This is a genomic window from Roseibium sp. RP-7 (assembly GCF_053005225.1).
In genome coordinates, this window is record NZ_JBRKQA010000002.1 from 952,036 (window position 1) to 967,056 (window position 15,021).

Here is a 15,021-nt window from a genome sequence, read left to right on the forward strand (position 1 = left end):
ATGCCCTTGGCTGCGGGATCAGGCCGTATGGCATGGCCTCTGCATGCTCCCGCAAACAGGCATGTGACATTGGCCGCAATCTGACCCTTCTGATCCAGTTAGGACGTTACCTCCCCCGCCGTTTGGGCATGGGATGGAACGATGATCAGACCGGTTGCGGATTGCGTTCCGGGAATGCGCGTTGGTGCCAATACGGATAGGGAACGGGGGTGGTGCTGGCTTCGTCAAGCAAGCGCATATGTTCGGCATCCAGCTCCCAGCCGGTGGCCTCCATGTTGTTGCGCAACTGAGCTTCGCTGCTAACGCCGATGATGAGGCTTGCCACGGTCGGCCGCTGCAGAAGCCAGTTCAGTGCGACCTGGGCTTCGCTTTTGCCTGTGTCACGAGCCACCTCCCCCAATGCTGCAAGTACGCGCTCAAGAAGGGTCTCGTCGTAAAGAGGCGGTGCATAGTTCGGGGTTGCGTCCTTGTGTCGGCCTGCTGAAGCATGCTTCCCACCCCCCTTCAGGCGCCCCCACCCAAGCGGGCTCCACACCAGGGCTGAAACGCCCTGGTCCAGGCCCAGTGGCATCAATTCGAATTCGTAATCGCGGCCGATGAGCGAGTAATACACCTGGTGCGCCACCAGCGGCTGCCAACCATTGTATCGTGCCGCAGCCTGAGACTTCATCAACTGCCAGCCGGCATAGTTCGAGACACCCAGGTGCCGAACCTTCCCCGCTTTCACCAGGTCATCCAGCACCTCCATGGTCTCTTCGACCGGTGTCATTGCGTCAAACGCATGGAGCTGGAACAGGTCAATATAGTCGGTGCGCAGTCGGCTCAGCATTCCGTCGACAGCAGTCAGCAGGTGGCTGCGTGAACTGCCCACGTCATGTTCGCCCGGCCCGGTCCGCAAACCCGCCTTCGTGGAGATGATCACCTTGTCCCGGCGCCCGTTGATTGCCTGCCCGAGCACCATCTCTGCATTTCCGCCGGAATAGACGTCCGCGGTGTCGAACATGTTCAGCCCCTCGTCGAGACAGATGTCGACAAGACGCCGGGCTGCACCCGCATCATTGCCAGACCATGGCCCGGACGTGAAACTCGCCGTCCCCAAGCTGAGAACGGGCACAGACAGGGCACGATCGCCCAGCCAACGACGGTCCAATGCGTGTCTCCTTCCACGATTGATTGAACTGACCTTGATCAGATACTTTTCTGGTAAGACGTCGGGATTGGATCAGGTGTTCCGATCCGGTTTCAGGCTTTGCTCCAGTCCATCACTGCACCCTCCCCCTGCGGTCACGCCTGTCCGCCGGAAAGCGGTGCCCTGCCCCGAAGCTTGAGCAGGCGCCTGCCGCTGGTGATCGCCTGACCGAAATCCTTCTGCACCGCCAGCAGAGCCGGCACCAGAAGGATGACAAGGAACAGCCCGACGCCCAGCCCGTAGGCCAGCGTGATGACTGTCGGCAGCAGGAACTGGGCCTGGCGACTGGTCTCGAACAGCAGCGGCGCCAGGCCGAACACTGTCGTTGCAGTCGTCAGCACGACCGCCCGCAACCGGTCGCAAACACCGTTGACCACTGCCTGCCGGAAGGGGTGGTCCTTGGCGTATTCGTCGATAGTGGTCACCAGCACGATGCTGTCGTTGATGATGATGCCCGCCATGCCGATGAAACCGACCACGGAGAACATCGACAGCGGAATACCGTGCAGGTAGTGGCCCCAGATCATGCCGACGCAGCCGAAGGGAATGATGATCATGATCATCAGCGGCCGGGTCCAGGATTCGAAGATCCAGCACAGCACCAGGTAGATGCCGGCCAGACACATGGCAAAGCCGATCAGTGCATCGGAGAGGAACGAACGTTCCTGCTCCGCCAGCCCGCTCATCTCGCTTTCGACGTCATAGTCGGCGGCAAGCTGTGGCAGAAGCTCGTTCTGCAGCATGTCGGTCACACGGGCAGCGGCTGCCGGATTGTCCTCCGATACATCCCCGAAGACCCGCAGCGTGCGCAGCCCGTCGCTGCGGCGAACCGAGGCAAAGCCGTAGCTGCTGTCGATGCTCACAATCTCGCTCAGGGAAACATAGGTGCCGGCATCGGTACGCACCCGCGTTGAATAGAGAAACGCGGCATCCGTTTCCTCATCCGGCAACAGCACTTTCACCGTTGCCGTTCGCCTGCCGATCGGAAACTCGGCAACCTCGATGCCCTCCAGCCGGTTGCGCAGAATGCGGGCGATTTCCTCCGTGGTGAAGCCAAGGGCTTCGCCGCGCGGTGTCAGCGTCAGGTTCAGCTCCGGCTTGTCATAGGCCAGCGTATCCTCGAGCGCGCTGACGCCTTCCATAGGCGCCAGGGACTGCTTCAGGCTTTCGGCAGCAGCTTTCAGGTTTTCCGTGGAGTTGCCGTAGAGCTTGATGTCGATCGCGTCGCCCCCCGGGCCTGAGCGCTCGCCGCGCAGGGCCAGCGTTTCCAGAAGCGGCGGATTTATGATCTCCTCGCGCCAGTCGCCGATGAACTGAAAGGCCGAATAGGGCCGAAGGTCGGGGTCGAGCAGTTCTATGGAAATGCCGCCAAGCTGGTCGGCATCCTTGGTATCTGCCCCCATGAGGCCGCGCCCCGCCGTCGCACCGACGGTGGAGAGCGCGAAGACCACCGGTTCGGCACCATATTGCTCGCCGTACCGCTGGTTGACCACGTCAAGCGCGCGTTCCATCTCCGCAATCATCGCCTTGGTGTCATCGCGTTTTGCCCCGGGCATCATGGCAATGCTGGCGGAAACCACCGCCTGTTCCGGCGCATTGAAGAACCGCCAGCGAACCGACTTGTCGAAAACCAAGGTGAGCGACAGCGCCAGGACCATCAGCGCAAAGCCGATGGCCGGATACCGCACGGCGAGAACCCAGCCGACGAACCGGCGAAACAGCTTTTCCCGGAACCAGACGAAGCCCCGGTTGAACAGGCGGTTGGGCAGGTCGAACCAGTGTTTCTTCTTGCTGGCCTTCAGCGCATGGTTCATGTGGGCCGGCAGGATGAGGAAGGATTCCACCAGGCTGGCAATCAGCACCACCGACACCGTAAAGGGAATATCGGCGACAAGACTGCCGAAACGCCCACCGATGGCAACCAGCCCGACAAAGGCAATCAACGTGGTTATGGAGGCGCAGAAGACCGGTGCCGTCATGCGCCTTGCCGCAAGACTGGCGGCTTCCGCTGGCGAATAGCCGCGCCTGTGCAGGAAGTCGGCATGCTCGCCGACCACGATGGCGTCATCCACGACGATGCCGAGACAGATGATCAGCGCGAACACGGAGATCATGTTCAGCGTGATCCCGAAGACATACATCAGGCCGATCGTGGCGGCCATCGCCACCGGAATTCCGGCAGCCACCCAGAAGGCCGTTCTGGCTGAAAGAAACAGGAACAGGAACAACAGCACCAGGGCCAGCCCGAAGATGCCGTTTTCGACCAGGATGTCCAGCCGGTCGATGATCGCCTGCGAGCGGGTGTTGGTCAGTTGAACGACAACACCCTCTGGAAGGGTGTGCTGGAAGTCCGCCGTGATCCGCTCCACGGCCCGCTGGATCTCGATGGTGTCTCCCTGGGCGCTGCGGCTGACCCGCAGAACCACCGCCGGCATGCCCTTGTGATAATAGGCCCGGCCGCTTTCCACCCCTTCGGTGACAATGTCGGCAACGGACCGCAGCTCAAGCTTTTCCCCTTGCGAGGGCGCTTTCAGAACGATCTCTCCCAGCTCCTGCTCGCTGCGCCGGGTCTGGCCGGTACGCAGCCGGGCGGAACTGCCGGCGACATCGCCCGCGGGCGTCGTTTCCATCTCCGCCGAAACAACGTCAGCGATTTCGGCAAGCGTCAGACCATGCCGCACCAGCATGTTCTCGCCGACATTCACCCGGATGATCGGGTCTTCCAGTCCTCGAATGGTGACCCGCGTGACGCCCTGGCGGAAAAAGACGGTCTGGAGATCTTCGGCAAAGCGGGCAAGCTGGTCGATATCGACCGGCCCATACATGACGACATCTGTCACCCGGTCGGAATAGACGCTGCGGGTGACCACCGGTTCGTCGATGCCTTCGGGAAGACTGGAGCGGGCCTGATCGACGGCGGCCTTCACCTCGTCGGTTGCCTGGCCCATGTCCCAGCCGTCCTCGAACTCCAGTTCGATGCTGGCCCGGCCCTCGCGCGCAACGGATGTGGCTTCGTCGACACCGTTGATGGCAAGCAGCTGCGGCCCCAGGATTTCGACAACGGCCCGGTCGAGATCCTCGGGCCCCGCGCCCGACCAATTGACGACGACGTCCACTTCCTCGCGGACAAAATCGGGAAAGAACTGCGTCCGGATCTGCGTCGAGGCCGCGAACCCGCTGATCAGCATCATGGCCAACAGCAGGTTCGCCGCTGTGCGGTGCCGGACCATGTAGTCCAGCAGCGAGGCAAATTGCGATCCGCCAGGAGAACGCATGTGGGGACACTCCAATCAGAATATCAGGTCGGATGTGACAGGGTTTACAGCGGTGTTCAGCCGCTGTTACCGCCGCCATGCTCCAGCCGTTCGATCAGCTCTTTCGGCACCATCGGCTTGTTCAGAAGGGCAAGCAGTCTGGCCTTGCGATTTTCCGGCATGTCGGACCTGTTCAACTGATCGATCAGCGCCGCGCGCCGTTCAGGTTCCAGCGCCACCAGGTCGCCGGAGAGACGCGCTTCGCCCGCCTCCAGCGCCTGCGCCGTCGCTGGCTCGTCAGGTTGCGGGTCATCCTGCCCCCCGGTGTTGCGCCGGGGAGTAACCTTCAAACCGGTGCCAAGCTGCGGCAAGCGCTCACGCACGTAATCAGCGCCAAAGGGGACATTGGCCACGATGACTTCATTGCCCATCCGGCGCAGGATCGTCGCCTTGATTTCCTCGATCCGATCCCCTTCGCCAACGATCAGCATGCGACCGTCTTCCGTGAGCGCCGCCGAAGGCACCTTCGCGACACGGGTCAGCTCCGGTTCAAGCACATTCACCTTCACGAAGTCGCCCGGCCGCAGCACCGTCCCCGGCTCCAGATCCAGCGTCGCAAACAGCGTCCGCCCCGCTTCGCCTTCAGAGACAACGGCCGCGGCCCTGTCAATGGTACCTGGAACCTCGATCGACCGGCCTCCCAGCTGCAGAACTGCAGTGACGGGTGCCTTCACCAGACTTCCGCTGGTATCCAGCAGCCGGGAAAATTCGTCGGTCGACAGCGAGAAACGAACTTCCAGCGCCGCCGGATCGATCAACAGGGCCAGCGTCTCCGAAGAGCTGACGCGGCGGCCCAGCGTGGCGTTGACCTCAGACAGGTAGCCGGTGAAGGGGGCCGTCAGAGTGACTTCCTCCAGGGTACGCCTGGCATCGTCCAGAGCGAGCCGGGCTCGCTTGACCGTCAGATCCATCCGCTCGATGCGCTTGCGTGCAGTGATGACCGATTGCAGGCGATTGCTGAGCGATTGTTCGAGGGAGGCGACGGCCAGTTCTTCGGTCTCGACCTGTACGGCCGTGGAATAACCCTTGTCCCTCAGCTGCTGCTGACGCTCCAGCGCCTGCTTGCGCAAGTCCAGCTGGCGCCGGGCTGCTTCCAGTTCCTGCTCGGCACCGACAATGGCTTCCGCGGCTTCCGCCTTCTGGGCCTCGGCATCGGCAAGGGCCGCTTCCGCGTCCAGCACCTGGAATTCCGCATTGGCCGGATCGATCCTCAGCAGCAGTTCGCCCTTTGCGACGGCGGCACCGTCGCGAAACTTGGAGGCAACCTCCACAAGCCTGCCTTCCGAGCTGGCCCTGAGTTCCAGCGTCCGCCAGCTTTCCACCTGGCCGTAGGCGGTCGTGACAGGCGCAACGGTTTGCGATGTCAGCTCCGCGACATTGACCGAATAGCTGCGTTCGCGGGCAGGACGTCGCTGCGCGGTCTCTTCTGCCGTCATGGCAGTATACAGACGGTAGCCGCCAAAACCGGCAAACCCGATCATGATCGCCATCAATGCCAGACCGACAAGTCCGCGCATCAGAAACCGCATTCGCCTCTCCACCTGAAGGGCCGGACTAGCGGGTAGTAAGGAAGTCACCCGGGTACCAGCACTTAACGTCAGGTTCCTTAAGTAACATGGTACTGGGGCGAAATTCTGAAAAGCTTGTAACGACTTGTATCGTCTTGTATACGCCGGCCGCCTGCTCGCCCGTCAGCCGCTTCTCTTTGCCGCAGCCGGCCGAAGACACCCGGAAAGCGGACAAGAAAAAACCCGGCACCTTGCGGTACCGGGTTTTCCGTATCGGCCGGGAGGCTGGCTTAGAACTTGTAGCCAATACCCATGCGAACCTGCGAATTGTTGAAATCCGAGCTCACGCCGGTTCCGTTCAGGTTGAAATCCTGTTCGCCGAAATCCTGGTAGACGTATTCCAGCTTGGCGCTGATGTTGTTGGTGATGGCTGCTTCGCCACCCGCGCCAAGGGTCCAGCCCAGGGCGGTCTTGCTGTCCGTGTCGCCATTGCCGGAAACTTCCAGGTCGGCAATCGCCAGACCGCCGGCACCATAGACCATGTAACGGTCGAAGGCGTAACCGACACGGCCACGGAAGTTGGAATTCCAGTCAGACTTGGACCGCAGGGTCAGGCCACCGTTGGACTTGGACTTTTCCAGGTCGGTCAGGCTGAAGTCGGCTTCCGCGCCGACCACGATGTTCGGCGTCACCTGGTAATTGTAACCGGTGTAAAGACCGCCGGCGATGCCGTTGGCATCCACTCCAAGCCCGGTGTTGTTGCCGGCCTTGTTGTCGAACTGGCCGAAAGCCCATCCGAGATTGCCACCGACATAAAGGCCGGTCCAGTCGATGCTCTGTTGCGGAGCCGGAACCGCCTCATAGGCCGGTGCCGGCGACTGCGGCAAATCCGCAGCCAGGACAGGCGCCGATGCGACCGTCGCGGCTGTCAGGGCCATGCCAGCAAGTGCAAGACGTTTCATTTGAGTACTCCAGATCCACTTTATCCATTAGTGCGTTGGCCGGAAATTGCCGGCCAGTTGCGAGTTGGACGGGTATAAAGCCGCGTCCTCACTCTCCCCCATTGACAAGATATGGAGATCGTTTGTGGCGGATCAGGATTGAGAATGGGGAGTTTTGATGACAAATGGAGGCAACATTCTGACAGGATGAAAGACCCGTAAAGACAATTGCAATTTGCATTCAGGAACCCCATTTGGCCGGTAGAAAGATCCTTGTCCGCGGCTTTCCCCTCACCGATCTATTGCGTATAAGGCGCCAAGTTGAACTTTGGCGCTGCCACATTGAAGCCGCCTTCGAAGATTGAAACTGACCCGAACCGGAAATTCGTAAATGCTCTTTGACTACATCAGCCTCGCAGGCGGACTTGTTGTTCTGATTATCGCAGGCGATGTCTTGGTCAGGGGTTCGGTCGGTATTGCGCAGCGTCTGGGCATTCCCAATCTGGTCATCGGTCTGACCATCGTCGCCTTCGGCACTTCTGCCCCCGAGTTGGTCATTTCCCTTAAAGCCGCGCTGGAAGGCGCCGGCGGCATCGCCATCGGCAATGTGGTCGGTTCCAACATCGCCAACGTGCTTCTGGTCCTGGGCATGCCCGCGCTGATCGCGGCAACCCCGTGTGGTGAAACCGGCGCGACGCGCAACGCACTGTTCATGGTCGCAGTCACCATTGTTTTCATGGCGCTCTGTTTCTTCACGCCCATCGGCCTGACCGCCGGCCTCATTCTCCTGGCACTGCTCGGTGTCTTCCTTGCAGCCTCCACCATGATGGCGCAGAAGCACAGGAAAGAGCAGAAAGCCATCGCCGCGGCATCCGCAGGCGCCGCCGCTGCCGATATCCCGATGGAAGACGATGATGGCCTGGACGAGGTTGAGGACGTTCCCGATTCCGTCTGGATCGCGCTCGCCTATATTCTTCTCGGCCTGGTCGGCCTGCCGCTCGGTGCGCATTTCACCATCAGTGGAGCAACGTCGATCGCAACCTCCTGGGGCGTCAGCGAAGCCGTCATCGGCCTGACCGTCATCGCCCTCGGCACCTCCTTGCCGGAACTTGCCACAACGGTCATGGCCGCCATTCGCCAGCATGGTGCCGTCGCCATTGGCAACGTCATCGGCTCCAACGTCTTCAATCTGCTCGCCATCATCGGCATCACCGCCGTCATCGTGCCGATCGACGTGCCGCAGGAAGTCCTCAAGCTGGATATCTGGGTGATGCTGGCCTGTGCGATCCTGCTGACAATCCTGGCTGGAATGCGCATCTGTCTCGGCCGTATATCCGGCGCTGTCATGACGGCGGCCTATTGCGCCTATATCGCCACCGTCTATGTGCTGGGTCACACCTCCTGAAGACACTTTTGGCCACCGGTTGGCAGCAGAGCACCGCTTCGCCGCACCCGCCTCTTTCCCTATTGCCTTGCGCGGCTTAAATGTCTGGCATGCAGGACGATACTGATTCTGAAAAAAGCGCCGTATCCGCGCCGGAGACCGGCAATGCCCCCGCACGCAAGGGCGTCGAGGTCATTGCCGACGAGGTCAAGCGCCTGCCCAACGGGCCGGGCGTCTACCGGATGCTGGACGAAAACGGCGAGGTTCTCTACGTCGGCAAGGCCCGCAGCCTCAAGAAACGGGTCACCAGCTACACGCGCCTGCAGGGCCAGTCCAACCGGATCATGCGCATGATCCTGGCGACGGCGTCGATGGAATTCGTCGTCACCCAGACAGAGCCGGAAGCCCTGCTGCTGGAAGCCAACCTGATCAAGCGCCTTCGGCCACGGTTCAACGTGCTGCTGCGCGACGACAAGTCCTTTCCCTATATCCTGGTGACCGGTGACCATGAATCCCCCGCGATCGTCAAGCATCGCGGTGCCCGCAAGCGCAAGGGCGAGTACTTCGGCCCCTTTGCCTCGGCAGGCGCAGTCGACCGCACCATCAATGCGCTCCAGAAAGCCTTTCTGATCCGGACCTGTTCGGACAGCTATTACGAAAACCGCTCCCGTCCCTGCCTGCAGTATCAGATCAAGCGCTGTGCAGGCCCCTGCACCGGGGAAATCGATCCGGCGGATTATGCCGGCCTGGTATCGGAGGCCAAGGCCTTCCTCTCCGGCCGCAGCCAGTTGATCAAGACCCAGCTTGCTAAGCAGATGGAAGCCGCGTCCGCCGATCTGGAGTTCGAGCGCGCCGCCATCTACCGCGACCGCCTGTCGGCATTGTCGCACATTCAGGCGCATCAGGGCATCAATCCGCAGTCGGTCGAGGAAGCCGACGTTTTCGCCATCCACCAGGAAGGCGGCCAGACCTGCGTGCAGGTGTTCTTTTTCCGCACTGGACAGAACTGGGGCAACCGAGCCTACTTCCCCAAGGCCGACAAGTCCTTCGAGGAAGCCGATATTCTGGAAAGCTTCCTGGCACAGTTCTATGACGACAAACCCGCTCCACGTCAGATCCTGCTCTCCCACGAACTAAGCGAACAGGACCTTCTCGCGCAGGCGCTCTCCGAACGCACAGGCCGAAAAGTCGACGTCGCCTGCCCCAAACGCGGGGAAAAGAAGGAACTGGTCGACCACGCACTGACCAATGCACGCGAAGCGCTCGGCCGCAGACTTGCGGAAACCTCCAGCCAGGCCCGTTTGCTGAAAGGCGTCGCGGAAGCTTTCGACCTGCCCCAACCGCCGCGCCGGATCGAGGTCTACGACAACTCCCACATCATGGGCACCAATGCGGTGGGCGGCATGATCGTTGCCGGCCTGGAAGGCTTCGCCAAGGGTCAGTACCGCAAGTTCAACATCAAGTCGGAGGATCTCGTCCCCGGCGACGACTACGGCATGATGCGCGAAGTGCTGACGCGGCGCTTCTCCCGCTTGTTGAAGGAACACGCCCGCGAAGACAGCAAACCGGAGGCGGTCGACCCAGCCCTCCAGGATACCGATGAGGGCGAACTGGAAACGGCCCCTGCCGATACCGGCGTACCGGCCTGGCCGGAACTGGTGCTCATCGACGGTGGCCAGGGCCAGCTGACAGCGGCCCGCGAGACTCTGGAAAGCCTCGGCATCACCGGTGTCCCGCTCGTCGGCATCGCCAAGGGGCCCGACCGGGATGCCGGACGGGAGAAATTTTTCATCCCCGGCCGGCAGTCCTTCATGCTGCCCGAGCGCGACCCCGTCCTCTATTTCGTCCAGCGTCTGCGCGACGAAGCGCACCGCTTTGCCATCGGCAGCCACCGGGCTCGCCGCAAGAAGGACATTACCAGGAACCCGCTGGATGAGATCGCGGGTGTTGGTCCGACGCGGAAGAAGGCCCTGCTGCGCCACTTCGGCACGGCCAAGGCCGTCTCCAAGGCGGGGGTCGACGACCTGGCCGCCGTGCCCGGCATTTCCGAAGCGATTGCCAAACTGGTCTACGACCATTTTCATGAATAGGACGTCGAGCCGGCGTTTCCTCCCGGCCAATGATTTTGCCAAAGCCAAGGAATTCTGAGAGTGTCAAACCCGTTGGAAGCCGCGCTTCGGTGCATCGACGCAAAGGATTACGGCATGGCGCTGGAGATCCTGACCGATCTCAATGCAGCCAATCCGCGCGATCCTCAGGTCAATCACTGGCTTGGTGTCATCTATCTGACCCACGGTCACGCATCCCGGGCAATCGAACATCTACAAGCTGCCGCGAAGGTCGCGAAGAAGGAAGCCGTCATCTTCGCTACACTTGCGGATGCCCTCACCCTCGACAACCGTTTCGAGGAGGCCCTGCCATATGCGCGCAAGGCAGTCGCCCTCGACGCCAAGTCCGAATTCGCCCACCGCACCCTTGGCGAGATCTACGCAAGGCTGCGGCGGCCCGTCATGGCCGAACATGCCTTTCAAAACGCGCTTGCCATCAACGAGGCTTCGGCGATCGCACATCTGGCGCTCTCGCGGCTGAAAGTCTCGCTCGGCAAGATGGACGAGGCCGAAACCCATTTCCGGCGCGCGCTGGAACTGGCTCCCGAGGAACCCTCGGTTCTCATCAGTGCAAGGGACCTCTCCGACCTTTCACTGAAGAAAGAGGCGCTGGAAAAGATCGGGACCCTGCTGAACGATGCGGACCGGCCGATGGCAAAGGTCGAGCGGGCAAGGCTTGCCTTCACAGCCGGCAAGATCTGCGACGACACCGGCGACATTCCCAAGGCCTTCCATTACCTCGGCCTGCATCGAAACGACCTTTACGGCCACTATGATGCCGACCGGCAGGAACGCCGCGTCGAAACCTGCCGGGAAGTCTTCTCGAAACAGTTTTTCGAAGACCGCAAGGATTTTGCCCTCACCAGCGACAGACCCGTCTTCGTCTTCGGCATGCCGCGATCAGGCACCTCGCTGGTGGAGGCCATCCTGTCTGCCCACCCGAAAGCAACGGCTGCGGGCGAACTCAGCTTCTTTGACGAGCAGATCGACGGTCTGACGGCAGGCCACACCGGTGACAATGCCTTCTTCGACGCCGCCCTGGCCCTTGACCGCAAGAGCGCCCAGCGCATCGGCCGCAAGTACCTGACCCTGCTCGACGGTTTCAGCAAGAAAAGTGCCCGCGTGATCGACAAGATGCCGCAGAATTTCGAGCACCTCTGGCTGATCGCCCTCCTGTTCCCCAATGCACATTTCTGCCATGTCAGCCGCAACCCGGCCGACACCTGCGTCTCCATCTACATGACGCCCCTGCCCGGCAAGCACGGTTACTGTGAAAGCCAGCAATCGCTCGCCCATTATTATGGCCAGTACAGAAAGCTGATGACGCACTGGAGCACGGTGCTGCCGGTTGAGATCCGCAATCAGTCCTACGAGACCCTTGTAAGCGATCCGGATACGGAGCGCCCACTACTGATTAGTCATGCCGGGTTGGCCTGGGACGATGCTTGCCGCCATCACGAAAGCAATGAGGCGCAGGTCTTCACCTTCTCCATGGCCCAGGTCAGGCAGCCCATTCATACAGGGGCCATGAACCGCTTCGAAAAGTACCGGGATCACATTGGCCCGCTGCTCGAAGGACTTGCAGGGATCAAAACCTGACACCGGAGGGTTGCATCTTCAGGCTGGTTTATCACAAGCTGTAGCGACAAACCGGCACCCGGCGCGTCTTCCGCGCCTTTTTTGGAAACGGGTGTGTTCGCGAGACCAGCCGCTTGTGCGGTGCAGACCACCGGACAAAGATGCACCCAGATCCGACCGAACAAGCTTTTGCTCTTCTTCAAGCCGGGCAATTCGACCGCGCTCAGGCGCTTCTGGAGGCATTGCTCCAGAACGATCCGCGCAATGCCCGGGCACGGTATGGCATGGGCATCGCCTGCCTCTCCTTCGGCCGAACCGCGCAGGCGATCCCGCATCTGGAAGAGGCCGCAAAAGTCGCGAAAAAGGAGGCAGTGGTTCACACCACACTTGCAAGCGCGCTCAACATCGAGAGGCGCAGCGAAGACGCACTGCCTCATGCGCGCAAAGGAGCGTCGCTCGCCCCGGGGTCTGAATACGCGCAACGCGTCCTGGGTGAAGTCTACGCCGATCTCCGGCGCTCCGGACTTGCCCGGCAGGCCTTCGAGCAGGCTCTGAAGGCCGATCCGCGGTCGCCACGCGCTCATCTGGGTCTCTTCGAACTGGAAATGACGCTCGGCAATCGGGAGCTTGCTGAAAATCATATTCGCACCGCCTTCACCGAGGCGCCTTCCGATCCCGCAATCCTGACCGCGGCTGCCGAAGCTCAGGACGAAACTCTCAAGGCGAGTGTCCTTGACGGGATTGAACGGCATCTTGCGAAACTGCCTCAGGGTGCCGCGACCGCCGAAGTCACCCGTCTTGCGTTTGCCGCAGGCAAGATCTGCGACGCTGCAGGCGACACCGGCAAGGCATTTTCCTTTTTCGACGGATACCGGACGGGCCTTTACCCCGCCCACGACCCGGACGTCCAGAAAACCTTCGTGGAAACCTGCAAAGTCGTGTTTGACCGGGAGTTTTTCGAACAGCGGAAGGACTGGGCGCTTTCAAGTGACAGGCCGGTTTTCGTTTTCGGCATGCCTCGCTCCGGCACGACCCTGGTCGAGCGGATCATCGGCCGGCACCCCGCCGCACGGGCCGCGGGGGAGCTTCAGTTCATTCCCGATCGGATTCATAATCTGGCGTCCGGCCAGATACACGGCCCGCGCCTTTTCGAGGCAGCCCGTCAGATAACACGGCAGGACGCTCAGCGCATCGGCCGCCGCTATCTCTCCCATCTGGAGGATATCGACAAGAGAGCGCACCGTGTAATCGACAAGATGCCTCACAATTTCGAAAGCCTCTGGCTTCTCGCCCTTCTTTTTCCCAACGCCAGTTTCGTGCATGTGACGCGGAGCGCGGAAGACACCTGTCTTTCGATCTACATGACGCCGCTACCCCCGCATCATTCCTACAATGAGAGCCAGGCTTCACTCGGCCGTTATTTCAATCTCTACCGTGATCTGATGGCCCACTGGTCAGAGGTTCTGCCGGTTGCCTTGAGGCATCAGTCCTATGAAAGCCTTGTCAGCGACAATGAGACGGAAAGTCGGGCCCTGCTCGCCCACACCGGCCTGGACTGGGACGACGATTGTCTGAAGCCCCCTGATGAGACCACCCAGATCTTCACCTTCAGCCGCGAGCAGGCACGCCGACCTGTCTATGGCTCGTCCGTCGGGCGCTGGAAGGTTTATCAAGTGCATATTCAGCCGCTTCTGACAGCGCTCGAGGCAAAGGCGAACTGACTTTGCGGCAAAACAGGTCGCACCTTCCGCGCAGTCCGTGCTAAGCACAGCCGCCTTCTCATGAAATCGGACCCAGGCTGCCATGTTTCGAAAGCCCCAGGCTAAACCGCGTTCCCTGATCCATAGCGTAATATCCCTGATCGGCTGGTGTGGCAGCCTTGGTGCCATTGCAGTCAGTGTGCTCGGCCTGCTTGCCTTTCTGGCGCCGGACGTCTGGCTTGCGGACAACATGAGCTTCTTCCTGCGACAGTTTCTGGCCGCAGGCCTGGCAGGGTGTCTTGGCGGTGCGGCCGGTTTCCTCGTTCGCCACCGGCTTCGTCTGCTGTACCGGTTGACCTGGTTCGTGGCCGTGATCGCCTTTCTCAGCCTGGCCGGGTTCACCGGAGCTCGCACGCTTGCCAACACCAAGCCTCTCGGTCCCGCCGCGCCAGGAGATCGTCCGCTCAAGATCGTCTCCATCAACCTTGAACACCTGTTTCTGGGTGACAAGGTCTTGCAGGCCTTTCTGGAAAAGGAGCAGCCTGATGTCGTGGTGTTTCAGGAAGTGCTGTGGTGGCTTCAGGAACGCCGCTGGCAACGCTTGGGGCTGCCGACCGGCGGTGCCGGCAAGAACGGATTTCCCGAATACCTGAAGATCGGAGACCTGGGGGGCCTGGCGGTCTATTCCCGCTTTCCGCTGACGTCGGAAGAAACCCGTGTCATCTCTGGCGATGTCCCTCCCGGGGCAAATGTCTATTACGATGGCGACAGAGAACTGCTGTCTCTCTCCGTCGACACCGGTTCGGCTCCGCTGCATCTCCTGGTCATTCATCCCGACAGCCCGCGTTCGAAGATCCGCTGGGAGAACAAGCGCCGATATTTCGACGAGGCTGATAACGTCATCGATACCTTGAAGGCCGACAACGGCAGCAACATTCTGGCAATCGGCGACTGGAACAGTTCACCCTGGTCTGCCCGGTTCCAGCAGACACTCACACGAAACGGGTTGAAGACGGCCTATCCGGACGGATGGCCGCAGACGACGCGCTTCTTCTTCGATTACAGCCTGCACTGGATCCTCGGCGCGCCTGTCGACCAGTTCGCCGTCTCCAGGGACATCCAGATCGTCAACGTTTCGCTTGGCCCCGATATCGGTTCCGATCATTTGCCGCTGATCGTTGAGATCGCCCAGACGCCGACCAACTGACTTCGGCGATCTGCGCCCGGCACCTGAAAATTGCGACATTGGCTGTGACTTCAACCGGAAAGTGTTTGAGGCTTCGGGTGGTTTCCTGAAAA

General features: G+C 61.1%; 9 protein-coding genes. 5 read left to right on the forward strand and 4 right to left on the reverse strand.

The features are described 5' to 3' along the window. Positions 1-145: 145 nt before the first annotated feature. The 4 genes from ACVDG9_RS19090 to ACVDG9_RS19105 form a co-directional block, all read right to left on the reverse strand. Complete coding sequence (locus ACVDG9_RS19090; protein ID WP_447238723.1) at positions 146-1,150, reverse strand: aldo/keto reductase; 1,005 nt, start codon at positions 1,148-1,150, stop codon at positions 146-148. A 134-nt stretch (positions 1,151-1,284) separates the two neighbouring features. Continuing rightward, entirely contained in the window at positions 1,285-4,464 is a 3,180-nt protein-coding gene (locus tag ACVDG9_RS19095; RefSeq protein ID WP_447238724.1) for an efflux RND transporter permease subunit, read from the reverse strand. Positions 4,465-4,520: 56 nt separating this feature from the next. Further along, the gene (locus ACVDG9_RS19100) at positions 4,521-6,032 is read right to left on the reverse strand and encodes an efflux RND transporter periplasmic adaptor subunit (RefSeq protein ID WP_022998051.1); all 1,512 of its coding nucleotides are present in this window, start codon (positions 6,030-6,032) and stop codon (positions 4,521-4,523) included. A gap of 269 nt (positions 6,033-6,301) precedes the next feature. Further along, complete coding sequence (locus ACVDG9_RS19105) at positions 6,302-6,973, reverse strand: outer membrane protein (protein ID WP_168692372.1); 672 nt, start codon at positions 6,971-6,973, stop codon at positions 6,302-6,304. A 370-nt stretch (positions 6,974-7,343) separates the two neighbouring features. Between ACVDG9_RS19105 and ACVDG9_RS19110 the strand changes: the two genes are divergently transcribed. The 5 genes from ACVDG9_RS19110 to ACVDG9_RS19130 all read left to right on the forward strand — a co-directional run bounded on the left by ACVDG9_RS19110 (position 7,344) and on the right by ACVDG9_RS19130 (position 14,929). Then, a complete protein-coding gene (locus tag ACVDG9_RS19110) occupies positions 7,344-8,357 on the forward strand; it encodes a calcium/sodium antiporter (RefSeq protein WP_022998053.1) in 1,014 nt (337 codons plus the stop codon). 89 nt (positions 8,358-8,446) lie between these two features. Then, positions 8,447-10,426 (forward strand): excinuclease ABC subunit UvrC, encoded by a 1,980-nt coding sequence (gene uvrC, locus ACVDG9_RS19115; RefSeq protein WP_447238725.1) that lies wholly within the window; start codon positions 8,447-8,449, stop codon positions 10,424-10,426. A 60-nt stretch (positions 10,427-10,486) separates the two neighbouring features. Then, entirely contained in the window at positions 10,487-12,043 is a 1,557-nt protein-coding gene (locus tag ACVDG9_RS19120) for a tetratricopeptide repeat-containing sulfotransferase family protein (protein ID WP_447238726.1), read from the forward strand. A gap of 140 nt (positions 12,044-12,183) precedes the next feature. Further along, positions 12,184-13,743: a tetratricopeptide repeat-containing sulfotransferase family protein gene (locus tag ACVDG9_RS19125; RefSeq protein ID WP_447238727.1), complete on the forward strand. Its 1,560-nt coding sequence runs from the start codon at positions 12,184-12,186 to the stop codon at positions 13,741-13,743. An 82-nt stretch (positions 13,744-13,825) separates the two neighbouring features. After that, positions 13,826-14,929 (forward strand): endonuclease/exonuclease/phosphatase family protein, encoded by a 1,104-nt coding sequence (locus tag ACVDG9_RS19130; protein ID WP_447238728.1) that lies wholly within the window; start codon positions 13,826-13,828, stop codon positions 14,927-14,929. Positions 14,930-15,021 lie beyond the last annotated feature (92 nt).